We start from the raw sequence: 25,070 nt of genomic DNA, 5'->3' as shown, positions 1-25,070 counted from the left end.
AGGACGTAAAGTGGCGCAGATCCAATGTGGGAGCGGGCTTGCTCGCGAATGCGGTGCATCCGTCAATGAATGTGTGGCTGACACACCGCATTCGCGAGCAAGCCCGCTCCCACATAGACCTGCTTCACATGAAACATTGGTGCAGGCCTAGTCTTGCAAAACGGCCGTTATCTTATAGCAAAACGGCGGCCAGAGGCCGCCGTTTAGTGCATTGCGCAAGTTTTTACGCAGCGGGTGCGGGCTCCGCGACTACCGAAGGTTTCGGCAACGACGACAGGAACGCCATGATCAGCGCCGCCACATACGGCAGCGATTGCACCAGCAGCATCACCACCCAGAAGCGAATGTCATTGCTCGGCAGGCCCTGCACCAGGTAGATCCCCAGCGCGGCGCCCCACAACAGCAGCATGATGAACATTTCTTCGCGGGCTTCGGAAATCGCGACCCAGAAGCCGTGGTTATCCGCATTTTTCGGTGTGCGAAAGAACGGAATACTGCTGGTGAAGAAGCCATACAGCACCGCCTTGGCGATGGTGTGGGACAACGCCAGGCCGGCCAGGGCCGCGCAGAACGCGTCCTTGAGGTTCACGCCCACGGCGCGACGGTACAGGAACACGATCTTGCCCACTTTGAACACGAACAACGCCAACGGCGGGATCGCGAAAATCAGCAGCGGCGGATCGACCCGCGTCGGCACGATGATCATCGCCGCCGACCACAACAGTGCGCCCACGGTGAAGAAGATGTTCATGCCGTCCGCCACCCACGGCAACCAGCCCGCGAGGAAGTGATAGCGCTGGCCACGGGTCAGCTCGGTGTCTTTGCCCCGCAACAGGCTGGCGGTGTGACGCTTGATGATCTGGATCGCACCGTAGGCCCAGCGGAAACGCTGTTTCTTGAAGTCGATAAAGGTGTCCGGCATCAGGCCCTTGCCGTAGCTGTCGTGGTAATACGCCGCCGACAGGCCTTTCTCGAATACGCGTAGGCCCAGTTCGGCGTCTTCACAGATGCACCAGTCGGCCCAGCCGAGTTCTTCGAGCACCGAACGACGGGTCATGGTCATGGTGCCGTGCTGGATGATCGCGTCACGGTCGTTGCGGGTGACCATGCCGATATGGAAGAAGCCTTTGTATTCCGCGTAGCAGAGCTTCTTGAAGGTGCTTTCGTTCTGGTCGCGGTAGTCCTGCGGCGACTGCACCACGGCGATTTTCGGGTCGGCGAAGTGCGGCACCATGTGCTTGAGCCAGTTGGGCGACACGCAGTAGTCCGAGTCGATCACCGCGATCACTTCGGCATCCTTGGCGGTGTGCGGCAGCAGGTAGTTCAACGCGCCCCCCTTGAATCCGGCCAGGGGCGCGACGTGGAAAAACTTGAAGCGCGGGCCGAGGGTTTCGCAGTAGTCGCGCACCGGTTCCCAAACGGCTGGGTCTTTGGTGTTGTTGTCGATGATCAGGACTTCGTAGTCCGGGTAATCGAGGGCTGCCAGGGCGTCGAGGGTCTGTTTGACCATCTCCGGCGGCTCGTTGTAGCACGGCACGTGGATCGACACCTTCGGACGGTAGTCCGAGTCCCCTTCAACCGGCAGGAATTCACGCCGACGCTTGTGAGTCCACACCGCTTCGGCCAGTTCGTGGGCTTCGGTCAGCAACACGATAAACACGCCGAGGGCGCCGAGCGCCAAGAGGATACCCACGGTGACACTGAACCAGGTGCTGTATTGCTGGCTGTAGTCGTAACCGATCCACACCAGCACCGAACCGCAGAGGAACGCGATAAAGGTCAGGAAGGTGCGGCCACGCTGGCGCAGCGCCGAGCCGTCGATCATCAGCAGGGTCAGCGACAGCAGGGCGAGCACCACCGAACCGATGGCGAGTACGCGCCATTGCGGGATCGCGACGACCGGCCCTTCAAAGTTGAATTTCTGCTGGCGCGCGGCGTTGAATACGCCCCAGTAAGCGCCGGCCGAGCCTTCATCGCTGACTTTCCACGGCTGATCGAAGGCCTCGATCACGAAGTAGTTGTAGCCCTGGCGATTGAGTTTATTCACCAGTGTGCGTAGGTAAATCGCCTGGTCGGCCGGTGACGTTTCATTGCCACCGCGCATGCGGCCGTTGCTCGGCCAGCCAACCTCCGACAGCAGCAGCGGCTTTTTCGGGAACAATTTCTTCAGGTCCTTGGCGCGGTCCAGTACGTACTGGCCGGCCTTGTCCATCGGAATGTATTCCCAGAACGGCAGGATGTGCGCGGCGATCAGGTCGACGTGCTTGGCCAGTTGCGGGTTCTTTTCCCAGATGTCCCATTGCTCGGATGTCGTGACCGGCACTTTGACGGCCGCGCGTACCCGATCCAGCAGCACAATCAGGTCTTCAGGCGTGATGTCCTTGCGGAACACGGCTTCGTTACCGACCACGACGCGCACCACACTGCGCGAGTTGTTGGCGATTTCGATGGCGCGCTGGATTTCCCGCTCGTTGCGTTCCAGGTCCGGACTGATCCAGATCCCCAGGGTCACGCGCAGGCCGAACTCTTCGGCGAGCTTGGGGATGTCGCCCAGGGTGCCATCGACTGAGTAGGTCCGGATGTTGTCCGTCAGCTTGCTCATGATCGCCAGGTCCTGGCGCATCTGGTCGTCGGTTGGGAACTGGTTTTTCTGCGGGTACTGGCCTTGCTGGAACGGCGAGTAGGAGAAACCGGAGATCTGTTCAGGCCAGTTGGGGGTGGTGACCGGGCGGTTGATCAGCGCCCAGAAGCCGGTGAACAGTGCGGCAATTGCCAGCACGATCACCAGGTTGAGTCCAAATTTACGCGATGCCATGGCTATTTCGGGTTCCAAAGGGTGTGGAACGAAAAGAGGTGTCGGCCTGCGCCGAACGGCGCGCATCCTACACCGGCGCTTCCCTGAGCGTACAGCAAGCAGAGAAAAGCCGGACGTTAGTCAGCGAAAGCCCATCTAAGTTCTTAACTTGTAACTTGTAGCTTAAAACTTGCCGCTGCGTAGCCCATAATGCGCGCCGGTTTTTGGGGTAATGGTCATGAGTACAGAAGATCCACGGTTTGCAGGCGTCGCCCGCTTGTATGGCATTGAAGGCCTGGAACGCTTGAAAGCGGCCCATGTGGCGATCGTCGGCGTCGGCGGCGTGGGTTCCTGGGCGGCGGAAGCCATCGCACGTTGCGGTGTGGGCGAGATTTCGCTGTTTGACCTGGATGACGTGTGCGTGAGCAACAGCAACCGCCAGTTGCATGCGCTGGATAGCACCGTGGGCAAACCCAAGGTCGAGGTCATGGCCGAGCGCCTGCGTGGCATCAACCCGGATTGCACGGTGCATGCGGTGGCGGACTTCGTCACCCGCGACACCATGGCCGAGTACATCACGCCAGATATTGATTGCGTGATCGACTGCATCGACGCGGTGAATGCCAAGGCCGCGCTGATCGCCTGGTGCAAGCGCCGCAAGATCCAGATCATCACCACGGGCGGCGCGGGCGGGCAGATCGACCCGACGTTGATTCAGGTGTGCGACCTGAACCGTACGTTCAATGACCCGCTGGCCTCGAAAGTGCGCTCCACCCTGCGCCGCGATTATGGTTTCTCGCGCACCGTGACCCGCCACTACAGCGTGCCGTGTGTGTTTTCCACCGAGCAGCTGCGCTATCCCAAGCCGGATGGCAGCATCTGTTTGCAGAAGAGTTTCGTGGGGGATGGGGTGAAGCTGGACTGCGCCGGTGGGTTTGGTGCGGTGATGATGGTCACGGCCAGCTTTGGCATGGTGGCGGCGACCAAGGCAGTGGACAAGATTGTGGCTGGGGTGCGCAGGCCGTCGGAGCGGGTTAAACCGGCCTAATTCTGGATACTTGCACCATTCAAAATGTGGGAGCTGGCTTGTGTGGGAGCTGGCTTGCCTGCGATAGCATCACCTCGGTATGACTGATACACCGAGGTGTCTGCATCGCAGGCAAGCCAGCTCCCACATTTAGTTTTGTGTCAGGCTCAATGTTCGCATGCGCTGTAATACTGCATTCAAGCCATTGCTGCGCGACGGTGACAATTGGCGGGAAAGCCCTAGCTGACTAAACCAGTCGGGCAAATCAACCGCCTGCAACTCAGCGGCAGTCAACCCGTTCACCCTCACCAGCAACAACGCCACCAACCCGCGAATCAACCTTGCATCGCTGGCAGCAGCAAACTGCCAATGCCCCTCCTGCAACCGCCCCACCAACCACACCAGGCTTTCACAGCCCTGTACCAGGTTGGCGTCGACCTTATCTTCAGCGGGCAAGGCCGGCATGCGCTCACCCCATTGCATCAGCATCCGTGCGCGCTGCTCCCAGCTGCCGACGGTCTGGAACGCTTCAAGCGCTGTCACTGCATCAACGGGCAAGCTCATCGCAACATATCCAGGGCCTGATCCAACGCCTCAAAAAAGCGTTCCAGGTCGTCGGAATCGTTATACAGCGCCAGGGATACGCGGATTGCCCCCGATAAATGCATGGCCTTGAGCAGCGGCATTGCGCAGTGATGACCGGCGCGTACGGCAATACCTTGCTCGGTGAGCAGGTGCGCAAGGTCGGCGTTGTGAACGCCCTCGACCACAAAACTGACCAGCGCCACCTGCGGCGCGCCCAACACCCGCACGCCATTGCGCGCTTTCAGCCCGCGCAACAGGTACTCATGCAATGCCGCTTCATGGGCGATCACTGCCGGCTGATCCAGCGAGCTCAGGTAGTCCAGGCTGGCGCCCAGCCCGATCACGCTGGCAATCGGCGGCGTGCCCGCTTCAAAACCCAGCGGCGCCGGGCGAAAGCTAGCGCTGTGGTAGTCGGCCTGTTGCACCATTTCGCCGCCAAACTGCCAGTGGCGCAGGTGGTGCAGGGCCTCGTTGCGGCCAAACAGCACGCCGACGCCATCCGGGCCGTAGAGCTTGTGGCTGGAGAAAACATAGAAGTCGCAGCCCAGGGCCTGTACGTCATGGCGGCCATGGACAATGCCCTGGGCGCCGTCGATGACGGTCAGTGCGCCGTGGGGCTGGGCCAGTGCCAGCAAGGCTTCCAGCGGTTGCCAGGCGCCGAGCACATTGGACAACTGGCTCACCGCCAGCAGGCGCGTGCGTGGGCCGATCAGCTCGGCGGCGGCCGCGAGGTCAATCACGCCGTCATCGCCAAGGGGCAATACCACCAGTTCCAAGGCGCGGCGTTTAGCCAGTTGCTGCCAGGGTAAGAGGTTGGCGTGGTGTTCCAGGGCGCTGATGACGATCTCATCGCCCGCATTGAATAGATGCTCCAGGCCATAGGCCAAGAGGTTCAGCGCAGAGGTTGCGCCGTGGGTGAATACGATCTGCCCACTGTCACCTGCGTTCAACCACTGGGCGACCTTGCTGCGGCTGTCTTCGAAAGCTTGGGTCGCATGGGCGCCCGGCAAATGCTGGGCACGGTGCACATTGGCTGCGCCATTGGCGTAGTAATGGCTGATGGCATCCAACAGGGCCTGGGGTTTTTGCGTGGTGGCGGCGTTGTCCAGGTAGGTCTGGTCTTGCCGTTGCAGGGTGGCAATGGCCGGGAAATCGGCGCGCCAGGGAGAGGGCACTAGCATGGTGTTCAAGACTCGTATAAGCGAGCCCCAGGATCGGGGCCCGCTAGTGGCATCGAGTGGCTGCTTAGTTGTGAGCGTGCAGCGCTTCGTTCAGTTCGATGGCCGATTTGTGGGTTTTGCACTCCACGGCACCGGTCTCGGAGTTGCGGCGGAACAGCAGGTCCGGCTGGCCGGCCAACTCGCGCGCCTTGACCACCTTGACCAGTTGGTTTTGCTCGTCCAGCAGCGCAACCTTGGTCCCGGCGGTGACGTACAGGCCCGATTCCACGGTGTTGCGGTCGCCCAACGGGATACCGATACCGGCGTTGGCGCCGATCAGGCAGCCTTCGCCCACCTTGATCACGATGTTGCCACCGCCCGACAGGGTGCCCATGGTGGAGCAGCCGCCGCCCAGGTCCGAGCCCTTGCCGACGAACACGCCAGCCGACACGCGGCCTTCGATCATGCCCGGGCCTTCGGTGCCGGCGTTGAAGTTGACGAAACCTTCGTGCATCACGGTGGTGCCTTCGCCCACATACGCACCCAGGCGCAGACGCGCGGCGTCAGCGATACGCACGCCGGCCGGGACCACGTAGTCGGTCATTTTCGGGAACTTGTCCACCGAGAACACTTCCAGCAGTTCGCCACGCAGGCGCGCTTCCAGCTGGCGTTCGGCCAGTTCGCTGATGTCGATGGCGCCCTGGCTGGTCCACGCGACGTTTGGCAGTTGCGGGAACACACCGGCCAGGCTCAGGCCGTGGGGCTTGACCAGGCGGTGGGACAGCAGGTGCAGCTTGAGGTAGGCCTCAGGCGTGGAGGTCAGCGCGGCGTCTTCGGCCAGCAGCGTGGCGACCAGCGGGGTGTGGCTTTCAGCCAGGCGGCTCAGCAGGGCGGCTTGGGTGGCATCGACGCCTTTGAGCGCGTCGGCCAGTTGCAGGGCCTGGGTGACGGTGAAGGTGATCGCCTGGTTGCCTTCGGTGTAGCCGAGGATCGGCGCGATAGCCGCGACGATGTCAGCCGAAGGGTTGAGCAGCGGTTGCGCGTAAAACACTTCCAGCCAAGCACCTTGGCGGTTCTGAGTGCCGACGCCGAAGCCCAGGCTGAACAGGGAATTGGACATGCTGTTACCTCTACAAAAATGGAAAGGGCTGGCCTACTTGAGGGCCGCCGAATAACTATCTGGCTTGAAGCCAATCAGGGTTCTGTCACCGAGATCGAGCACCGGGCGCTTGATCATCGAGGGTTGTGCGAGCATCAATTCAATGGATTTCGACTGATCGAGATCGGCTTTGCGTTCGTCTTCGAGTTTGCGAAAGGTGGTGCCCGCACGGTTCAAAACCACCTGCCAACCGTGCTCATTGCACCATTGGGTCAAGTGTTCGCGGTCGATACCGGCCGTTTTGTAGTCGTGGAACTCGTAGCTCAGCCCGTGCTCATCGAGCCAGGTGCGAGCCTTTTTCATGGTGTCGCAGGCTTTGATGCCGAAAAGGTGCAAGGTTTTGCTTGAAGCGGTCAAGGAATTGCCCCCCTTTGGACCAACGGAAACGAAAGGTCACGGATTATGCCACGACCGGCGGCCTGTGGTGCCGCTCGTCATGCTGGCGTGCGACTTATGTGCAAATGCCAGGCGGCAGCCAGGCCGCTAATATAGCCGGGTAATATGGCACTTCAACGGCCAGTCGTTGCCTCAAGTGTGTCTTCGCAAGTCGATTGCCCGGGAACCCCGCGTTATGCAAACCGCCTACACCGTTCTTATCCTGCTGATGCTGGTCAGTGTTTCGCGTCTGGTCGGGCGTGTCATACCGTTGCCGTTGCCCTTGGTTCAGATCGCCGCAGGTGCCTTGCTGGCTTGGCCGACCCTGGGCCTGCATGTGGCGCTGGACCCGGAGTTGTTCCTGTTTCTGTTCCTGCCGCCGCTGTTGTTTTCCGATGGCTGGCGCATGCCCAAGCGAGAATTGTGGCGGCTGCGCGGGCCGATCCTGACATTGGCGGTGGGGTTGGTGCTGTTCACCGTGGTCGGCGCCGGCTACTTCATTCATTGGATATTGCCTACGATCCCGCTGCCGGTGGCCTTCGCTTTGGCGGCTGTGCTGTCGCCGACGGATGCCGTGGCGGTGTCGGCCATTTCCCAGAACCGTTTGCCCACGCCGCTGATGCATATGCTCCAGGGCGAGGCCTTGATGAATGATGCTTCGGGCCTGGTGACTTTCAAGTTTGCCCTGGCGGCGGCGTTGACCGGGGTGTTTTCCCTGGCGGATGCCAGCCTCACGTTTGTGTTGGTGGCGGTTGGTGGCCTGGCCGTTGGCGTGGCGCTGAGCTGGCTGGTGGGCCGTTTGCGCACCTGGATGATCGCCCGTGGTTGGGACGACCCGGCAACCCACGTGGTTTTCATGTTATTGCTGCCGTTCGCCGCGTATGTACTGGCCGAGCGTTTGGGCGCATCAGGGATTTTGTCGGCGGTGGCGGCGGGCATGATGCAAAGCTGGCTCGATCTGTTGCCGCGCCAGACGAGCACGCGCTTGCTTAACCGTAGTGTCTGGTCGCTGCTGGAGTTTGCCTTCAACGGCTTGATCTTCCTGCTGCTGGGCCTGCAATTGCCGGACATCATCAAGGCGGTGGTGAGCCATGAGCCGACGTTGTGGCCGACGTTGTTGTATCGCTGCCTGGACGTGGTGGCGATCTTCCTGGTGTTGCTGGTGCTGCGCTTTGTCTGGGTACAGAGCATCTGGCGGTTGTCGGGTTTGCTGCGCAGGCTGCGGGGCAAAGGAGAGCTGACGCTGGTGCCGACGGCGCGCTCCTGCTGGCTGCTGACCATCGGCGGCGTGCGCGGTGCGGTGACGCTGGCCGGCGTGATGTCGGTGCCGCTGCTGCTGGCGCCGGGGCAGGACTTCCCGGAGCGCGATCTGCTGATATTCATTGCAGCCGGGGTGATCCTGCTGTCGTTGGTCGCTGCATGCATCGCCTTGCCGCTGTTGTTGCGCGGCGTCGAAAAGAGCCCCGATGAGAAGCGCCACAACGAGGTTCGCGAGGCTTGGAAGAAAACCGCTGTGGCCGCGATTCATGCCTTGGAAACCGAGGAACTCGCTGAAACCGAAACTCAGGACGCCGCCCAGGCAGCATTGGCCGCCGAGTTAAAGGCACGCTTGATGTCGGAATATCGCCACCAACTGGAAGTGTTCAACGACTCGGCCGAAGCCCAGGCGCTGGCTCGGCAGATGGACCTGCTGGAGCGTAAGTTGCGGCTCAAGGCCCTGCGGGCGCAGCGGTTGGAGTTGTATAGCTTGAGCCGTCATCACCAGATTGGTGATGACGTGTTGCGGGAGGTGTTGGCAGAGTTGGATATGAGTGAGGCGAATCTGGGGGTGTTGAAATAGGACGTCAGCGCGGTCCTATCGGTTTTTAGGGTAGAGGTCACTGACGAACTGTTTGTCGGTTTCGGACAGTTCATAGTTCTCGGGCGTGGGCGTATTGTTAGTGAAGTACGTCCCCGGCATGCCGTAGTGCATGATTGAGCTCGGATCATACTGAGAAAAATAGACCTGCCGAGGATCAAATTTTTTTAGTATTTGCTCGTCAGCTTGTTGCCTGGGTTGGTTGTAGCGATCGTGATCTTCATAGACGTTTTCTGCATTGAACTCCAGCGTCCGGTAGGGATGTTGGTGCTCATGCTTCAAGCCCAGGGCATGGCCGAACTCATGCGCCACCGTCTGGCTGGTTTTTGCCCCCAAACCGTTTGCAAAACCGATAAACATCGTGGGCTTGGGGGCGGGAACCTTCTTTGCATTTACGCCGACTGTCGATGAGCTCCCGTAGGAATTATTGTCCGCTGCAATTCTAATATCGGCGTCGGGTGATTGGGTGAACTCGAACTTCAGATTGACGTGAGGCGCCCACTTGTTGACGTTGTTTTTGGTGAATTGCTCCTGCTCCGGCGTCATGCCAGTCAACGAGATCTTGAGAGTCGAGTGTTGTGGCCAAAGGTCCGCAGGGAATGCCACGCCACGTTTTTTCCTACTGAGTGCCAATGTGTTCGGTGCCTGATTGTCGTAGGCATGCTCAGGGGCGGTGGGTGTTGGATAGCCGGTAGGGTTGATGCTCAAAATACATGGCCTCGCTGGCGAAAGGAGTTTGGAGACCGTGTAGTGGTGCTGTTTGAGGGAAACGTTCCAACGAAGAAGTAGCTGAATATCTGTGGCGCTGTAGGAAATGCCCAGCACCCCGCACTGCATTGCGCAGTGCGGGCGTGTTTCATTAATGACGACGTTGAATAAACGCGCGAATCCGCTCCGCCGCTTCGACACACTCCGCCAACGGCGCAACCAGTGCCAGGCGCACACGCCCGGCACCCGGGTTGAAACCGTCCACTTCCCGCGACAGGTAAGAGCCCGGCACCACGGTCACGTGCTCTTCCACGAACAGATCACGGCAGAACGCCGCATCATCACCCTTCACATTCGGCCACAGGTAGAAACCACCGTCCGGGCTTTGCACGTCCAGCACTGGCGTGAGGATGGCCAGTACGGCGTCAAACTTCTCGCGGTACAGGTCGCGGTTGGCCAATACGTGGGCTTCGTCCTGCCAGGCAGCGATGCTGGCCAGCTGGGTTTGCACCGGCATCGCGCAGCCGTGGTAGGTGCGGTACAGCAGGAAGGCCTTGAGGATGTCGGCGTCGCCGGCCACAAAACCGGAGCGCAGGCCCGGCAGGTTGGAGCGCTTGGACAGGCTGTGGAACACCACGCAGCGCTTGAAGTCCTCGCGGCCCAGTTCCACGCAAGCACTCAGCAGGCCGGGCGGCGGGGTCTGTTCGTCGAAGTACAGTTCGCTGTAGCACTCATCGGCGGCGATCACGAAGTCGTATTCGTCGGCCAGGGTGATGAGTTTTTTCAGGGTTTCGACCGGGATCAGCGCGCCGGTCGGGTTGCCGGGGGAGCACAGGAACAGGATCTGGCAGCGTTTCCAGGTGTCCGGCGACACGGCGTCGAAGTCCGGGTTGAAGCCGTTGCTGTCCAGGCACGGCAGGTAATGCGGCTTGGCCCCGGCGAGGAACGCGGCGCCTTCGTAGATCTGGTAGAACGGGTTCGGGCTCACCACCAGCGCGTCGTCGCCACGGTTGACCACGGTTTGGGTGAAGGCGAACAGCGCCTCACGGGTACCGTTGACCGGCAGGATATTGCGCGCTGGGTCGAGCCAGCCCTTGGGCACGCTGAAACGGCGTTCGCACCAGGCGCCGATGGCCTCGCGCAGGGCCGGGATGCCCAGGGTGGTCGGGTACACGGCCATCTGGTCGAGGTTGTCGGCCAGGGCCTTGGCCACGAACTCCGGGGATTTGTGCTTGGGTTCGCCGATGGACAACGCAATCGGGCGCTTGGCCGGGTTTGGCGTGACGCTGCCGAGCAGGGCGCGCAGTTTCTCGAACGGGTAGGGCTGGAGTTGGTTCAGGGCGTTGTTCATGTAAGCCTCGTTCAAAATCAGTTGAAAGCATGCGGTCTACTGGGCGAAGAAAGTCCAATGTGGGAGCGGGCTTGCTCGCGAAAGCGGTGGTTCAGTCAGCTTATGTGTGGCTGACACACTGCATTCGCGAGCAAGCCCGCTCCCACACAAGCCCGCTCACACAGCGAAATCAGGTGTTCAAATGGTCAGGCGTGTCAGTTCGACGCCGGGTTCCTGGGTCACGCTCAACTGCTGGACGATGGCTTCCTGCAAGCGCAGGCACAGCTCAGGGTCGGACAGCGGCTGGTTGTCGGCGTCGGTGATGAAGAACACGTCTTCCACGCGCTCGCCGAGGGTCGCAATCTTGGCGTTCTGCAACGACAGGTCGAATTCCAGGAAGATCCCACCGATACGCGCCAGCAGGCCGGGGCGATCCGGCGCGCTGAGTTCCAGCACCGTGACCGGGCGCTGGGCATCGTTGGAGATGGTCACCTGCGGCGCAAACGCAAAGTGTTTGAGCTGGCGCGGCACCCGGCGCTGGATGATGGTCGGGTAGTCGTCAGGGTTGCGCAGGGCCTCGGTCAGGCCCTCGCGGATCTTCTTCACCCGCGCCGGGTTGTCGCCGATCGACTCGCCTTCGGTGTCGAGCACGATATAGGTGTCGAGGGTGAACTGGCTGCTGGAGGTGATGACCCGGGCGTCGTGGATGTTCAGGTTGAGCTGGTCCATGGCCGCCACGGTCACGGCGAAGAAATCGTGCTGGTCGGGCGCGTAGATGAAGATCTGCGTGCCGCCTTCGAATTCGCGCTGGGTGGTCTCCTTGATCAGCACCAGCGGGCCGCCATCGGCGGGTTGTTGCAGGATCGCGTCGCTGTGCCAGGCGACGTCGCCGGCGGTGTGGCGCAGGAAATAATCGTCACCCAGTTGTGACCACAGTTGCTCGACGTCGTCCGGGTCGTTGCCGCCGCGCACGAGGATATCCAGGGCGGCACTTTGGGTGCGGCGGATCTGCTCTTCGCGGTCCACCGGGTTTTCCAGGCCGCGGCGCAGGGCGCGCTTGGTCTCGGTGTAGAGCTGGCGCAACAGGCTGGCGCGCCATGAGTTCCACAGCGTCGGGTTGGTGGCGTTGATGTCGGAGACGGTCAGCACGTACAGGTAATCGAGGCGGGTTTCGTCGCCGACTATTCCTGCAAAGTCGTGGATCACCTGCGGGTCGGACAAGTCCTTGCGCTGGGCGGTGGTGGACATCACCAGGTGGTTCTGCACCAGCCAGACGATCAGGCGGCTGTCCCACAGCGGCAACTGGTGGCGCTGGCAAAACGCTTCGGCATCCACGGCACCCACTTCCGAGTGATCGCCATGGCGGCCCTTGCCGATGTCGTGGTACAGGCCGGCCAGGTAGATCAGCTCGGGCTTGGGCAGCTTGGCCATGAGCTTGCTGGCCAGCGGGAATTTCTCTGACACCTGGGTGTACTGCAACTTACGCAGGTGCTTGATCAGGTTCAGGGTGTGGGCGTCTACGGTGTAGATGTGGAACAGGTCGTGCTGCATCTGCCCGACGATAAAACCGAACTCCGGCAGGTAGCGCCCAAGGATGCCGTAGCGGTTCATCCGGCGCAGGTTGCGGTGGATGCCGATCTTGCACTTGAACAGCTCGATAAACAGGCTGGTGTTGCGGATGTCGTTGCGGAATTCGTCGTCGATCAGGTGGCGATGCTCGCGCAGCAGGCGGATGGTGTCGGCGCGCACGCCCTTGATTTCCGGCTGTTGGGCCATCAGCACGAAGATTTCCAGCATGGCGAACGGCGTGCGGCGGAACACGTTGTCGTTGCGCGCCTCGATATAGCCGTCGTGCAGTTGGAAGCGCGCGTTGATCGGCTGCGGCGGCGCTTCGTCTTCGGGGGCCAGGATCACTTCTTCGAAATGCTGGATGATCAGGTCGCTGAGCTGGGCAATGCTCATGACCACCCGGTAGTACTGCTGCATGAAGCTTTCGATGCTGGTTTTCGCATCTTCGCCTTCAAAGCCCAGGAGGGTGGCGATGGAGCGTTGATGGTCGAACAGCAGGCGGTCTTCGGAACGTCCGGCGAGCATGTGCAGGGCGTAGCGCACTTTCCAGATGAACTCCTGGGACGAGGCCAGCAGGGCGTTTTCGCTCTCCACCAAAAAGCCTTCGCCGGCCAGGGCGCGCAGGTTCAGGGTGCCGTACTGGCGACGGGCAACCCACAGGATCGTCTGGATGTCCCGCAACCCGCCCGGTGAGCCTTTGACGTTGGGTTCCAGGTTGTATTCGGTGTCGTTGTACTTGTGATGGCGGGCTTTCTGCTCGGCACGCTTGGCCAGGAAGAAGTCCTTGCTCGGCCACATGTGCGCAGTGCTGGTGACTTCGAGCATGCGCTGGCGCAGACGTTCGGGGCCGGCAATGGTGCGGCTTTCCATCAGGTTGGTGATGACGGTGAGGTCGGCGCGGGCTTCTTCGGCGCATTCGTCCACCGAGCGCACGCTCTGGCCGACTTCCAGGCCTATGTCCCACAGCAAGGTGAGAAAGCGCTCGATGGAATCGCGAAAGATCTCATGATCGGCGCTGTCCAGCAGGATCAGCAGGTCGATGTCGGAGTAGGGGTGCAGTTCACCACGGCCGTAGCCGCCGACGGCCACCAGGGCGATATCGGCGTCTTCGCTCCAGTTGAACTGTTCCCAGGCCTTTTGCAGGATGTTGTCGACGAACCAGGCGCGGTCCTCGATCAGCCGGCGGATGTCGCGGCCGCTGCGAAAGCGCTCATCGAGCACCTCGCGGGCCTGGCGGATCGCCTTCTTGAAGGCGGCGATGGGGCTCGCCTTCAGGGCCAGTTCGGCCTGGAACTGGCCACGGTCGAAGAGTTCGGGATCCACCTGGGGCATCGATCGGTTTTCCTTTCTATCTATTCAGTCAGCAACAACACTACATGGGAAAACCAAAGCAACCTTTAGGCCGAAACGCGTGGGATCGTGTCGTCGGCGCGCAGGGTGAAGATCTCGTAGCCGGTCTCGGTGACCAGCAGGGTGTGTTCCCATTGGGCCGAGAGCTTGCGGTCCTTGGTGATAGCGGTCCAGCCATCGCCCAGCACCTTGGTGTCGGCTTTGCCCTGGTTGATCATCGGCTCGATGGTAAAGGTCATGCCGGCTTTCAGTTCCATGCCGGTGCCGGCGCGGCCGTAGTGCAGGATCTGCGGTTCTTCGTGGAACACGGTACCGATGCCGTGGCCGCAGAACTCGCGGACTACGGAGAAGCCGTTCTTTTCCGCATGCTTCTGGATCACTTCACCGATGTCACCGAGGCGGCAGCCAGGCTTGACGATCTCGATGGCCTTGTACATGCATTCCTGGGTTACCTGGGACAGGCGCTCGGCCCAGACCGGCACGGTGCCGACGTGGAACATGCGGCTGGTGTCGCCGAAGTAGCGGTCCTTGATCACGGTGACGTCGATGTTCAGGGTGTCGCCGTCCTTCAACGGCTTGTCGCCCGGAATGCCGTGGCAGACCACGTGGTTGACCGAGGTGCAGATCGACTTGGGGAAGCCCTTGTAGTTCAGCGGCGCAGGGATGGCGCCCTGGACGTTGACGATATAGTCGTGGCAGATCTGGTTCAGGGTTTCGGTGGTGACGCCGGGCTTGACGTGCTCGGCAATCATTTCCAGCACGTCGGCAGCCAGTTTGCCGGCGATGCGCATGCCAGCAATGTCTTCGGCGGTTTTCAAACTAACGGTCATACAGGCTCTCTCTAGCGCGACGCGCTGAAATCAATACGGTTCACGGGCGTGCGACAAAAGGTTACAGAATTCGCACAAGCCCTAAAAAACGCGATTCTAGCAGACGTGGGCGGCAAATCATGAGCCCCTGACGATCGCTTCTCTCTATAAGGTAGGGTGATGTTGGCTCTATTCAAGGGGTTGCGTAAACGCAGTGAGCGGCAAATGCGATTGCGGGTTTCGTTTTTACGGATGCTGTGGTATAAAATGCGCCGCTTTCCGGGGATACCCCGTGAAGCTTAAATCCACACACGTGTCGACACGATGACCTGGGTGCCGGAGGCCTTGATGCCGCTGGTTGGTCATTGGGATACGTGGAGGCCAAACCCGACTTATTAAGGAACTATCATGTCCCAAGTCAACATGCGCGATATGCTGAAGGCCGGTGTGCACTTCGGTCACCAGACCCGTTACTGGAACCCGAAAATGGGTAAATACATTTTCGGCGCACGTAACAAGATCCACATCATCAACCTTGAAAAAACCCTGCCAATGTTCAACGAAGCTCTGACTTTCGTAGAGCGCCTGGCCCAGGGCAAAAACAAGATTCTGTTCGTCGGCACCAAGCGTTCCGCTGGCAAGATCGTTGCTGAAGAAGCAGCACGTTGCGGTTCGCCGTACGTCGATCACCGCTGGTTGGGCGGCATGCTGACCAACTTCAAAACCATCCGTGCTTCCATCAAGCGTCTGCGTGACCTTGAAGTGCAAGCCGAAGACGGTACTTTCGCCAAGCTGACCAAGAAAGAAGCGCTGATGCGCTCCCGTGACCTGGAAAAGCTCGATCGTTCCCTGGGTGGTATCAAGGACATGGGCGGTCTGCCTGACGCACTGTTCGTTATCGACGTTGATCACGAGCGCATCGCGATCACCGAAGCCAACAAGCTGGGCATCCCTGTTATCGGCGTAGTCGATACCAACAGCAGCCCAGAAGGCGTTGACTACATCATCCCAGGCAATGATGACGCAATCCGCGCTATCCAGCTGTACATGGGTTCGATGGCTGACGCTGTAATCCGTGGTCGCAACCACGTTGCTGGCGGTACCGAGCAGTTCGTTGAAGAAGCTCCGGTAGCAGCCGCTGAGTAATTGACGCCCTGGCGTTGACTCAGTAAGCAAAAAGGGGGCTTGGCCCCCTTTTTGCCACCTCGAAAACCATTTGTCGGCAGCGCAGCTACATCATCTGTAACGTGCAGCGGCCTACAAGGGTGATTCGGGAAGAATTGATCCCCCGTTCGATCGGGTGGAATGGTTGAAAACCTATCCAAGAGGAATTTGAAAATGGCAGCAATTACTGCAGCGTTGGTTAAAGAACTGCGTGAGCGTACCGGCGAAGGCATGATGGATTGCAAGAAAGCCCTGGAAAAGGCTGACGGCGACATCGAAAAAGCCATTGATGACATGCGTGCTTCCGGCGCCATCAAGGCTGCCAAGAAAGCAGGCAACGTAGCTGCTGAAGGCGCGATCGCTCTGAAAGAAGACGGCAAATCCGCTGTTCTGCTGGAAGTGAATTCGCAGACCGACTTCCTGGCTCTGCAGGACGACTTCAAGGCGTTCGTAGCTGCCAGCGTTGAAAAAGCATTCGCTGACAAGCTGACTACCGTTGAGCCTCTGATCGAAGCTCAAGAAGCTGCTCGCCTGGTACTGGTCGGCAAGGTTGGCGAAAACGTCAACATCCGTCGCCTGGTTCGCGTTGAAGGTGATGTTGTTGGTGGTTACCTGCACGGCAACAAGATCGGTGTTGCAGTTGTCCTGAAAGGCGGCAACGTTGAACTGGCCAAAGACATCGCTATGCACGTAGCGGCCAGCAACCCTGAGTTCCTGCTGCCTTCGGAAGTTTCTGCCGAAGCGATCGAGCGTGAAAAAGCTGTGTTCCTGCAGCTGAACGAAGAAAAAATCAAAGGCAAGCCAGAAAACATTGTTGAGAACATGGTCAAAGGCCGTATCAGCAAGTTCCTGGCCGAAGCAAGCCTGGTTGAGCAGGCGTTCGTCAAGAACCCTGAAATCAAGGTTGGCGAACTGGCTAAGAAAGCCGGTGCTGAAATCGTTTCCTTCACTTACTTCAAAGTAGGCGAAGGCATCGAGAAGCCGGTCGACAACTTCGCTGAAGAAGTTGCTGCCCAGCTGGCTGCCGCCAAGCAATAAGACAGTTTTCAACTGTCGCCCGAAAGAGGCTGCCCGCTCACGCGCGCAGCCTCTTTTCAAATGGGAAGGCCAATTTTATTTGGTTTCCCTTCGGAACTGGCTTACAAAGCCGTGTTCCGATGGCGCTGTGAGAGCGTCCAGCTAGAGTGAACGCAAGCCGTAAACGGCTCGCCAAGAATTTTTAAAATACGCCGCAGGAGAGATTCGCAATGGCTCAGCAGGGCAGTGGTTATCAGGCTCGCTATAAACGCATTCTACTCAAGCTTAGCGGCGAGGCCCTGATGGGCTCGGAAGAGTTCGGGATCGATCCCAAGGTACTCGACCGCATGGCGCTGGAAGTCGGCCAACTGGTCGGCATCGGCGTGCAGGTTGGCCTGGTGATTGGTGGCGGTAACCTGTTCCGCGGCGCGGCACTGAGTGCGGCCGGTATGGATCGGGTGACTGGCGACCATATGGGCATGCTGGCCACTGTGATGAACGCCTTGGCCATGCGTGACGCCCTGGAGCGTGCCAATATCTCGGCTATCGTGATGTCGGCTATTTCCATGGTGGGCGTGACCGATCACTATGATCGCCGCAAAGCCATGCGCCACCTGAATTCGAAAGAAGTGGTGATCTTCGCTGCCGGCACGGGTAACCCGTTCTTCACCACCGATTCGGCTGCGTGTCTGCGCGCTATCGAAATCGATGCTGATGTGGTGCTCAAGGCAACCAAGGTTGATGGTGTATACACTGCTGACCCATTCAAAGACCCGCATGCCGAGAAGTTCGATCATCTGACCTACGATGAAGTGCTGGATCGCAAGCTGGGTGTGATGGACCTGACGGCAATCTGCCTGTGCCGCGACCACAAGATGCCGCTGCGCGTATTTAACATGAACAAGCCCGGCGCCCTGCTGAATATCGTACACGGCGGCGCTGAAGGGACTCTGATCGAGGAAGGCCAACAATGATCAACGAAATCAAGAAAGACGCCCAGGCGCGTATGCAGAAATCCCTGGAATCCCTGAACCACGCGTTCGGCCAGATTCGTACCGGCAAGGCGCACCCGAGCATCCTGGGCAGCGTGATGGTGCCGTACTACGGTTCCGATACGCCGATCAGCAGCGTTGCCAACATTACCGTTAAAGACTCGCGCACCCTGCAAGTCGTAGCCTTTGAGCGCAACATGCTCGGCGCGGTCGACAAGGCCATCCAGAGTGCCGGCCTGAACCTCAACCCGACCAACCTGGGCGAGTTGTTGCTGATCTCCATGCCTGCCCTGACTGAAGAAACCCGCAAGGGCTTCACCAAGCAGGCGCGCAGTGCCGCTGAAGACGCACGTGTTGCTGTTCGCAACATCCGTCGCGATGCACTGGGTGATCTGAAGAAGCTGGTCAAGGACAAGGAAATCAGCGAAGACGAAGAGCGCCGTGCCGTCGCCGATATCGACAAGCTGACCAAAGATGCCGAGGCCCAGATCACCAAGGCCACCGAAGAAAAAGAAAAGGACCTGATGGCCGTATAAGGGGTCAGGACACCTTCATGGAAAAGACCAAGCAGACTGTACCCTCTGTGGTGCCGCGCCATGTCGCGATCATCATGGATGGGAATAATCGCTGGGCGAAGAAACGCTTTATGCCGGGTGTTGCCGGGCATAAAGCGGGTGTCGATGCGGTGCGGGCTGTGATTGAGGTGTGCGCCGAGGCCAAGGTCGAGGTTCTGACCCTCTTTGCCTTCTCCAGTGAAAACTGGCAGCGCCCTGCCGAAGAAGTCAGTGCCTTGATGGATCTGTTCTTCAAGGCCCTGCGTCGTGAGGCCAAGCGCCTTAACGACAACAATATCAGCCTGCGAATCATCGGTGACCGTTCACGGTTCCATCCAGAACTGCAGGCGGCCATGCGCGAGGCTGAGGCCATTACCGCAGGTGCCAACCGTTTTGTGTTGCAGATTGCAGCCAACTACGGCGGCCAGTGGGACATCGCCCAGGCGGCACAGCGGCTCGCCCGCGAAGTGCAGGCCGGTCATCTGCGCCCGGACGACATCACGCCCGAATTGTTGCAAACCTGCCTGGTGACCGGTGATCTGCCGTTGCCGGACTTGTGCATCCGCACCGGGGGCGAGCACCGCATCAGCAACTTCCTGTTGTGGCAGTTGGCCTATACCGAGCTGTACTTCTCCGACCTGTTCTGGCCGGACTTCAAACACGATGCCATGCGCAATGCGCTGGCCGATTTCGCTTCCCGTCAGCGTCGCTTTGGTAAAACAAGTGAGCAGATCGAAGCTGGAGCCCGGGTTTAAATGCTTAAACAACGAATCATCACAGCACTGATCCTGCTGCCGATTGCCCTGTGCGGGTTTTTCCTGCTCGACGGTTCCAGTTTTGCGCTGTTTATCGGCTTGGTCGTGACCCTTGGGGCCTGGGAGTGGGCGCGCCTGGCGGGGTTCACCAGCCAGTTGCCGCGCGTGACGTACGCCGCTGTCGTGGCGCTGTTGTTGTTCCTGATGTACATCCTGCCGGACATCGCGCCCTGGGTGCTGGGGGCGGCAGTATTGTGGTGGGCGTTGGCAACCTTCCTGGTGCTGACTTTTCCGCGTACCAGCAGCCAGTGGTCCAGCGTTGCCTGCAAGCTGGTAATTGGCTTGTTGATCCTGCTGCCGGCTTGGCAAGGGCTGGTGGAGATCAAGCGCTACCCTATCGGTAACGAGTTGATCCTGGCCGTGATGGTGCTGGTGTGGGGGGCTGACATCGGCGCCTACTTCTCCGGTCGGGCGTTCGGCAAGCGCAAGCTGGCGCCGGCTGTCAGCCCGGGCAAGAGCTGGGAAGGTGTGTATGGCGGCTTGGCGTTGACCTTGGTGATCACGTTGGTTGTCGGGCTTGTGCGCGACTGGTCGGTGAAGGAGATTTTCCTCGGCTTGCTGGGCACGGCCATTGTCGTATTTATCTCGGTGGTGGGTGACCTCACCGAAAGCATGTTCAAGCGCCAGGCCGGGATCAAGGACAGCAGCAACCTGCTGCCGGGTCACGGTGGTGTGCTGGACCGCATCGACAGCCTGACGGCCGCGATTCCGATCTTTGCCGTGCTGCTGTGGATGATCGCCTCGTGAGCCGCTTGCAACAAGTGACCGTGCTGGGCGCTACCGGCTCGGTCGGCCTGAGCACCCTGGATGTGATCGCCCGCCATCCTGAACGCTATCAAGTGTTTGCCCTGACCGGCTACTCGCGCCTGAGCGAGTTGCTGGCCCTGTGTGTGCGCCATGCGCCGCGCTTTGCCGTGGTGCCTGAGGCAGCCGCTGCGCGAGGCTTGCAGAATGATCTGCGGGCCGCAGGCCTGGCGACCCAGGTGCTGGTGGGGGAGGAGGGGTTGTGCCAGGTCTCGGCGGATGCCGAAGTGGACACCGTCGTGGCGGCCATTGTCGGTGCTGCGGGCCTGCGCCCGACCCTGGCGGCTGTCGATGCTGGCAAGAAGATTTTGTTGGCCAATAAAGAGGCGCTGGTGATGTCCGGCACCCTCTTTATGCAGGCGGTGCGCAAGAGCGGCGCCGTGTTGCTGCCGCTCGACAGCGAGCACAATGCGATCTTCCAGTGCATGCCGGGTGATTTCGCCCGAGGCTTGAGCCAGGTGGGCGTGCGCCGGATTCTTCTGACGGCGTCCGGTGGTCCGTTTCGGCAGACTCCATTGGCCGAGTTGGAGCATGTATCGCCTGACCAGGCGTGTGCCCATCCAAACTGGTCCATGGGGCGCAAGATCTCTGTGGATTCGGCGAGCATGATGAATAAAGGCTTGGAGCTGATCGAGGCGTGCTGGCTGTTTGATGCACGGCCTGATCAGGTCGAGGTGGTGATTCACCCCCAAAGTGTGATTCATTCCCTCGTCGACTACGTGGATGGTTCGGTTTTGGCGCAATTGGGCAACCCCGATATGCGCACGCCGATCGCCAACGCCCTGGCCTGGCCTGAGCGGATTGATTCTGGCGTGGCGCCGTTGGACCTGTTTGCGGTGGCCCGCCTGGACTTCGAAGCGCCGGACGAGCAGCGGTTTCCTTGCCTGCGCCTCGCGCGGCAAGCGGCAGAGGCGGGCAACAGTGCGCCGGCGATGCTCAATGCGGCGAATGAAGTGGCAGTGGCAGCGTTTCTCGAAGGGCGCATCCGCTTTCCGCAGATCGCGAGTATCATCGAGGACGTCCTGGGCCTTGAGCCTGTGGTTGCGGTAAATGATTTGGCGGCAGTGTTCGAGGCAGATGCAAAGGCCCGGGCCCTGGCCGAGCAATGGTTGAACCGCAACGCGCGTTAGCCTTTGGGTGGGTTTGAGCCTTCAGGCACTGGATTGGAATGCGGAGAAATTAGATGAGTGCGCTCTACATGATTGTCGGCACCCTGGTTGCTCTGGGTGTGTTGGTTACCTTCCACGAATTCGGCCATTTCTGGGTCGCGCGTCGTTGCGGCGTCAAGGTACTGCGCTTTTCCGTTGGTTTCGGCATGCCGTTGTTGCGCTGGCACGACCGCCAGGGCACCGAATTCGTGATCGCGGCGATCCCGTTGGGTGGCTACGTCAAGATGCTCGATGAGCGCGAAGGCGAAGTGCCGGCCGATCAGTTGGACCAATCCTTCAATCGCAAGACCGTTCGTCAGCGAATTGCCATCGTTGCTGCCGGGCCGATCGCCAACTTCCTGTTGGCGATGTTTTTTTTCTGGGTCTTGGCCATGTTGGGCAGCGAGCAGGTGCGCCCGGTCATCGGCGCGGTCGAAGCCGATAGCATTGCCGCCAAGGCTGGGTTGGCCGCAGGCCAGGAAATTGTTGCAATTGATGGCGAGCTGACCACCGGTTGGGGGGCGGTCAACCTGCAGTTGGTGCGACGCCTTGGCGAGAGCGGTACCGTCAAGGTAGTGGTCCGTGAGCAGGACTCGACTGCCGAGACCCCGCGTGAATTGGTGCTCGATCGCTGGTTGCAGGGCGCTGATGAGCCTGATCCGATCAAGTCACTGGGCATTCGTATCTGGCGTCCAAGCTTGCCGCCAGTGCTCGCCGAGCTGGATCCGAAAGGTCCGGCCCAGGCTGCCGGCCTGAAGACCGGCGACCGCCTGTTGGCCCTGGATGGTCAGGCGCTGGGCGACTGGCAGCAAGTGGTCGACCTGGTGCGTGTACGCCCTGATACCAAAATTGTGCTGAAAGTTGAACGTGAAGGTGCTCAAATCGACGTCCCCGTAACCCTGTCGTTGCGTGGGGAGGCCAAGGCGGCCGGGGGTTACCTCGGTGCCGGGGTGAAGAGTCCGGAGTGGCCGCCTTCCATGCTGCGCGAGGTCAGCTTCGGGCCTTTGGAGGCGATTGGCGAGGGTGCGAAACGTACCTGGACCATGAGTGTGCTGACCCTCGAATCCCTGAAGAAAATGTTGTTCGGCGAGCTCTCGGTAAAAAACTTGAGTGGACCGATAACCATTGCTAAAGTGGCGGGCGCTTCTGCCCAGTCGGGTGTCGCAGATTTCCTGAATTTCCTGGCTTATCTGAGTATTAGCCTGGGTGTTCTGAATTTGCTGCCCATTCCAGTATTGGATGGGGGGCATCTGTTGTTTTATCTGGTCGAGTGGGTGCGTGGTCGCCCCTTGTCGGATCGGGTGCAGGGTTGGGGGATACAGATCGGTATCAGTTTGGTGGTCGGGGTGATGTTGTTAGCTCTGGTCAACGATCTGGGACGTCTGTAACGCTTCGCTGAATTGCGAATCTGCCGCATTTTGCGGCAGTTTGTTTATTGCCAGTTGGAATAAGAAAGGACTTCATGAAACGTCTGCTGCTAACTGCGGTTCTCACCGTATTGATGATCGCCGAAGTTCACGCCGAGTCCTTCACCATCTCCGATATTCGCGTCAACGGCCTCCAGCGGGTTTCCGCGGGTAGCGTCTTTGGTGCGCTGCCGTTGAACGTCGGGGAACAGGCTGATGATCGTCGCCTGGTGGAATCCACTCGTGCGCTGTTCAAAACCGGTTTCTTTCAAGATATCCAACTGGGTCGCGAAGGCAACGTCCTGGTCATCACCGTGGTTGAGCGACCTTCCGTCGCCAGTATCGAGATCGAAGGCAACAAGGCGATCTCTACTGAAGACCTGATGAAGGGTCTCAAGCAATCCGGCCTGGCCGAGGGCGAGATCTTCCAGCGCGCCACCCTCGAAGGTGTGCGTAACGAACTGCAGCGCCAGTACGTTGCCCAGGGCCGCTACTCGGCGTCCGTGGAAACCGAAGTGATCCCACAGCCTCGTAACCGTGTCGGCCTCAAGGTCAACATCAACGAAGGCACCGTGGCGGCCATTCAGCACATCAACGTGGTGGGCAACACCAAGTTCGCTGATGACGACCTGATCGATCTGTTCGAGCTGAAGACCACCAACTGGTTGTCGTTCTTCAAGAACGACGACAAGTACGCCCGTGAAAAACTCTCCGGTGACCTGGAGCGCCTGCGTTCCTACTACCTGGACCGTGGCTATATCAACATGGATATCGCCTCCACCCAGGTGTCCATCACCCCGGACAAGAAACACGTCTACATCACCGTCAACGTCAACGAAGGCGAGAAGTACAAGGTTCGTGACGTTAAGCTGAGCGGCGACCTGAAAGTACCTGAAGACCAGGTCAAGGCCCTGCTGCTGGTGCAGAAGGACCAAGTGTTCTCGCGCAAGCTGATGACCACCACTTCCGAGCTGATCACCCGTCGCCTGGGTAACGAGGGTTATACCTTCGCCAACGTCAACGGCGTGCCGACTCCACACGATGATGACCACACCGTGGACATCACCTTTGTCGTCGATCCAGGCAAGCGTGCCTATGTGAATCGCATCAACTTCCGTGGCAACACCAAGTCTGCGGACGAAGTGCTGCGTCGTGAAATGCGCCAGATGGAAGGTGGCTGGGCTTCGACCTACCTGATCGACCAGTCCAAGACCCGTCTTGAGCGCCTGGGCTTCTTTAAGGAAGTGAACGTCGAAACCCCAGCGGTACCGGGTGTGGATGACCAGGTTGACGTGAACTACGCCGTAGAAGAACAAGCGTCGGGTTCGATCACCGCCAGCGTCGGCTTCGCACAAAGTGCCGGCCTGATCCTCGGTGGCTCGATTACCCAGAACAACTTCCTCGGTACCGGTAACAAGGTTTCCATTGGCCTGACCCGCAGCGAATACCAGAGCCGCTATAACTTCGGTTATGTCGACCCCTACTGGACTGCTGATGGCGTGAGCCTGGGCTACAACGCCTTCTATCGCACCACCGACTACAAAGATCTCGACGTTGACGTTGCAAGCTATGCGATCGACAGCCTGGGTGCTGGCGTGAACATTGGTTACCCGATCAGTGAGACCTCGCGTCTGACCTTCGGCCTGACCGCGCAACAGGATGAAATCAAGACCGGTGTTTACACCGTGGACGAAATCTTCAACTTCGTACGTACCGAAGGCGACAAGTTCCTGAACTTCAAGGCGTCGGCCGGCTGGTCCGAGTCCACCTTGAACAAAGGCGTACTGGCAACCCGTGGCCACTCCCAGAGCCTGACCCTGGAAGCCACCACGCCGGGCAGCGACCTGTCGTTCTTCAAGCTCGACTACCGCGGCCAGTTGTTCCAGCCGTTGAGCGACAACTACACCATGCGCCTGCACACTGAGCTGGGGTATGGCGACGGTTATGGTTCGACCAATGGTCTGCCGTTCTACGAGAACTACTACGCGGGTGGCTTCAACTCCGTACGTGGCTTCAAGGACAGCACTTTGGGGCCACGCGGTACTCCGAGCCGTGGCGTTGGTATAACCGGTAACCAGGGCACCGTAGCTGACTCCGACAACGACCCGCTGCCATTCGGTGGTAACGTGTTGATCCAGGGTGGTGCCGAGATCTTGTTCCCGCTGCCATTCGTCAAGGATCAGCGCTCCCTGCGTACTTCGGTATTCTGGGACGTGGGTAACGTGTTTGACTCCAAGTGCGAGCAGATCCGTAACCCTAGCGGCGTGAAGTCCAACACTCAGTGCAACGACGTGAGCCTCAGCAACCTGGCCAGCTCCGTCGGTGTAGGTGTGACCTGGGTGACCGCGCTTGGCCCGTTGAGCTTTGCTCTGGCCATGCCGATCAAGAAACCGGATAACGCTGAAACCCAGATTTTCCAATTCTCCCTCGGCCAGACGTTCTAAGC

At 59.8% G+C, this 25,070-nt stretch carries 20 protein-coding genes; 11 read left to right on the top strand and 9 right to left on the bottom strand.

Translation table 11 applies throughout. The features are described 5' to 3' along the window. Positions 1–223: 223 nt before the first annotated feature. Positions 224–2,815 carry a glycosyltransferase gene (locus DBR46_RS09950; protein WP_124526041.1) on the bottom strand — a complete coding sequence of 864 codons (2,592 nt, stop codon included), beginning with the start codon at positions 2,813–2,815 and terminating at the stop codon, positions 224–226. A 211-nt stretch (positions 2,816–3,026) separates the two neighbouring features. Between DBR46_RS09950 and tcdA the strand changes: the two genes are divergently transcribed. Further along, positions 3,027–3,842 carry a tRNA cyclic N6-threonylcarbamoyladenosine(37) synthase TcdA gene (gene tcdA, locus DBR46_RS09945; RefSeq protein WP_081609200.1) on the top strand — a complete coding sequence of 272 codons (816 nt, stop codon included), beginning with the start codon at positions 3,027–3,029 and terminating at the stop codon, positions 3,840–3,842. A 129-nt stretch (positions 3,843–3,971) separates the two neighbouring features. On the opposite strand, the gene DBR46_RS09940 is transcribed toward tcdA, so the two are convergent. From DBR46_RS09940 to DBR46_RS09925, 4 genes are all read right to left on the bottom strand, one after another. After that, a complete protein-coding gene (locus DBR46_RS09940; RefSeq protein WP_124526040.1) occupies positions 3,972–4,385 on the bottom strand; it encodes a SufE family protein in 414 nt (137 codons plus the stop codon). Next, positions 4,382–5,587: an aminotransferase class V-fold PLP-dependent enzyme gene (locus DBR46_RS09935; RefSeq protein WP_124526039.1), complete on the bottom strand. Its 1,206-nt coding sequence runs from the start codon at positions 5,585–5,587 to the stop codon at positions 4,382–4,384. Before DBR46_RS09935 ends, DBR46_RS09940 begins: the two co-directional genes overlap by 4 nt. Before the next feature lie 64 nt (positions 5,588–5,651). After that, positions 5,652–6,686: a 2,3,4,5-tetrahydropyridine-2,6-dicarboxylate N-succinyltransferase gene (dapD, locus tag DBR46_RS09930; RefSeq protein WP_124526038.1), complete on the bottom strand. Its 1,035-nt coding sequence runs from the start codon at positions 6,684–6,686 to the stop codon at positions 5,652–5,654. A 33-nt stretch (positions 6,687–6,719) separates the two neighbouring features. Then, entirely contained in the window at positions 6,720–7,082 is a 363-nt protein-coding gene (locus tag DBR46_RS09925) for an ArsC family reductase (protein ID WP_124526037.1), read from the bottom strand. A gap of 214 nt (positions 7,083–7,296) precedes the next feature. Here DBR46_RS09925 and DBR46_RS09920 point away from each other — a divergent pair, with 214 nt between their 5' ends. Beyond that, positions 7,297–8,940, top strand: coding sequence for a Na+/H+ antiporter (locus DBR46_RS09920; RefSeq protein ID WP_124526036.1), 1,644 nt, complete (start codon positions 7,297–7,299; stop codon positions 8,938–8,940). Positions 8,941–8,955: 15 nt separating this feature from the next. On the opposite strand, the gene DBR46_RS09915 is transcribed toward DBR46_RS09920, so the two are convergent. The 4 genes from DBR46_RS09915 to map all read right to left on the bottom strand — a co-directional run bounded on the left by DBR46_RS09915 (position 8,956) and on the right by map (position 14,745). Then, complete coding sequence (locus DBR46_RS09915; protein WP_218569326.1) at positions 8,956–9,783, bottom strand: M12 family metallopeptidase; 828 nt, start codon at positions 9,781–9,783, stop codon at positions 8,956–8,958. A 34-nt stretch (positions 9,784–9,817) separates the two neighbouring features. After that, positions 9,818–11,017 (bottom strand): succinyldiaminopimelate transaminase, encoded by a 1,200-nt coding sequence (gene dapC / locus DBR46_RS09910; protein ID WP_124526034.1) that lies wholly within the window; start codon positions 11,015–11,017, stop codon positions 9,818–9,820. A 177-nt stretch (positions 11,018–11,194) separates the two neighbouring features. Beyond that, on the bottom strand, positions 11,195–13,897 hold the full coding sequence (locus DBR46_RS09905) for a [protein-PII] uridylyltransferase (protein ID WP_124526033.1): 2,703 nt from the start codon (positions 13,895–13,897) through the stop codon (positions 11,195–11,197). A 65-nt stretch (positions 13,898–13,962) separates the two neighbouring features. Then, the gene (gene map / locus DBR46_RS09900) at positions 13,963–14,745 is read right to left on the bottom strand and encodes a type I methionyl aminopeptidase (protein ID WP_012722594.1); all 783 of its coding nucleotides are present in this window, start codon (positions 14,743–14,745) and stop codon (positions 13,963–13,965) included. 387 nt (positions 14,746–15,132) lie between these two features. On the opposite strand from map, the gene rpsB reads away from it, so the two are divergent. From rpsB to bamA, 9 genes are all read left to right on the top strand, one after another. Next, positions 15,133–15,870 (top strand): 30S ribosomal protein S2, encoded by a 738-nt coding sequence (gene rpsB / locus DBR46_RS09895; RefSeq protein WP_003189158.1) that lies wholly within the window; start codon positions 15,133–15,135, stop codon positions 15,868–15,870. A gap of 192 nt (positions 15,871–16,062) precedes the next feature. Then, the gene (gene tsf, locus DBR46_RS09890; RefSeq protein WP_017739118.1) at positions 16,063–16,926 is read left to right on the top strand and encodes a translation elongation factor Ts; all 864 of its coding nucleotides are present in this window, start codon (positions 16,063–16,065) and stop codon (positions 16,924–16,926) included. A gap of 209 nt (positions 16,927–17,135) precedes the next feature. Then, positions 17,136–17,879 (top strand): UMP kinase, encoded by a 744-nt coding sequence (pyrH, locus tag DBR46_RS09885; protein WP_003189161.1) that lies wholly within the window; start codon positions 17,136–17,138, stop codon positions 17,877–17,879. Continuing rightward, entirely contained in the window at positions 17,876–18,433 is a 558-nt protein-coding gene (gene frr / locus DBR46_RS09880) for a ribosome recycling factor (protein WP_124526032.1), read from the top strand. Before pyrH ends, frr begins: the two co-directional genes overlap by 4 nt. A 17-nt stretch (positions 18,434–18,450) precedes the next feature. After that, positions 18,451–19,206, top strand: coding sequence for a polyprenyl diphosphate synthase (uppS, locus tag DBR46_RS09875; protein ID WP_016974405.1), 756 nt, complete (start codon positions 18,451–18,453; stop codon positions 19,204–19,206). Continuing rightward, a complete protein-coding gene (locus DBR46_RS09870; protein WP_124526031.1) occupies positions 19,207–20,013 on the top strand; it encodes a phosphatidate cytidylyltransferase in 807 nt (268 codons plus the stop codon). Continuing rightward, positions 20,010–21,200 (top strand): 1-deoxy-D-xylulose-5-phosphate reductoisomerase, encoded by a 1,191-nt coding sequence (gene ispC / locus DBR46_RS09865; RefSeq protein ID WP_124526030.1) that lies wholly within the window; start codon positions 20,010–20,012, stop codon positions 21,198–21,200. The genes DBR46_RS09870 and ispC overlap by 4 nt, the downstream gene beginning before the upstream one ends. A 53-nt stretch (positions 21,201–21,253) precedes the next feature. Continuing rightward, positions 21,254–22,606 carry a sigma E protease regulator RseP gene (rseP, locus tag DBR46_RS09860; protein ID WP_124526029.1) on the top strand — a complete coding sequence of 451 codons (1,353 nt, stop codon included), beginning with the start codon at positions 21,254–21,256 and terminating at the stop codon, positions 22,604–22,606. Between the two features lie 74 nt (positions 22,607–22,680). Then, positions 22,681–25,068: an outer membrane protein assembly factor BamA gene (gene bamA / locus DBR46_RS09855; protein WP_124526028.1), complete on the top strand. Its 2,388-nt coding sequence runs from the start codon at positions 22,681–22,683 to the stop codon at positions 25,066–25,068. The last annotated feature ends 2 nt before the right edge of the window (positions 25,069–25,070 follow it).

This window comes from Pseudomonas sp. KBW05 (assembly GCF_003852405.1).
Classification (GTDB): Bacteria; Pseudomonadota; Gammaproteobacteria; order Pseudomonadales; family Pseudomonadaceae; genus Aquipseudomonas.
Note: the sequence above shows the minus strand (reverse complement) of the source record. Positions and strands in the feature narration are given on the sequence as shown.

Coding starts and splice junctions, on each gene's coding strand:
- DBR46_RS09950 (WP_124526041.1), bottom strand. CDS start 2,815: ATGGCATCGCGTAAATTTGGACTCAACCTGGTGATCGTGCTGGCAATT.
- tcdA (WP_081609200.1), top strand. CDS start 3,027: ATGGTCATGAGTACAGAAGATCCACGGTTTGCAGGCGTCGCCCGCTTG.
- DBR46_RS09940 (WP_124526040.1), bottom strand. CDS start 4,385: ATGAGCTTGCCCGTTGATGCAGTGACAGCGCTTGAAGCGTTCCAGACC.
- DBR46_RS09935 (WP_124526039.1), bottom strand. CDS start 5,587: ATGCTAGTGCCCTCTCCCTGGCGCGCCGATTTCCCGGCCATTGCCACC.
- dapD (WP_124526038.1), bottom strand. CDS start 6,686: ATGTCCAATTCCCTGTTCAGCCTGGGCTTCGGCGTCGGCACTCAGAAC.
- DBR46_RS09920 (WP_124526036.1), top strand. CDS start 7,297: ATGCAAACCGCCTACACCGTTCTTATCCTGCTGATGCTGGTCAGTGTT.
- dapC (WP_124526034.1), bottom strand. CDS start 11,017: ATGAACAACGCCCTGAACCAACTCCAGCCCTACCCGTTCGAGAAACTG.
- DBR46_RS09905 (WP_124526033.1), bottom strand. CDS start 13,897: ATGCCCCAGGTGGATCCCGAACTCTTCGACCGTGGCCAGTTCCAGGCC.
- map (WP_012722594.1), bottom strand. CDS start 14,745: ATGACCGTTAGTTTGAAAACCGCCGAAGACATTGCTGGCATGCGCATC.
- rpsB (WP_003189158.1), top strand. CDS start 15,133: ATGTCCCAAGTCAACATGCGCGATATGCTGAAGGCCGGTGTGCACTTC.
- tsf (WP_017739118.1), top strand. CDS start 16,063: ATGGCAGCAATTACTGCAGCGTTGGTTAAAGAACTGCGTGAGCGTACC.
- pyrH (WP_003189161.1), top strand. CDS start 17,136: ATGGCTCAGCAGGGCAGTGGTTATCAGGCTCGCTATAAACGCATTCTA.
- frr (WP_124526032.1), top strand. CDS start 17,876: ATGATCAACGAAATCAAGAAAGACGCCCAGGCGCGTATGCAGAAATCC.
- uppS (WP_016974405.1), top strand. CDS start 18,451: ATGGAAAAGACCAAGCAGACTGTACCCTCTGTGGTGCCGCGCCATGTC.
- DBR46_RS09870 (WP_124526031.1), top strand. CDS start 19,207: ATGCTTAAACAACGAATCATCACAGCACTGATCCTGCTGCCGATTGCC.
- rseP (WP_124526029.1), top strand. CDS start 21,254: ATGAGTGCGCTCTACATGATTGTCGGCACCCTGGTTGCTCTGGGTGTG.
- bamA (WP_124526028.1), top strand. CDS start 22,681: ATGAAACGTCTGCTGCTAACTGCGGTTCTCACCGTATTGATGATCGCC.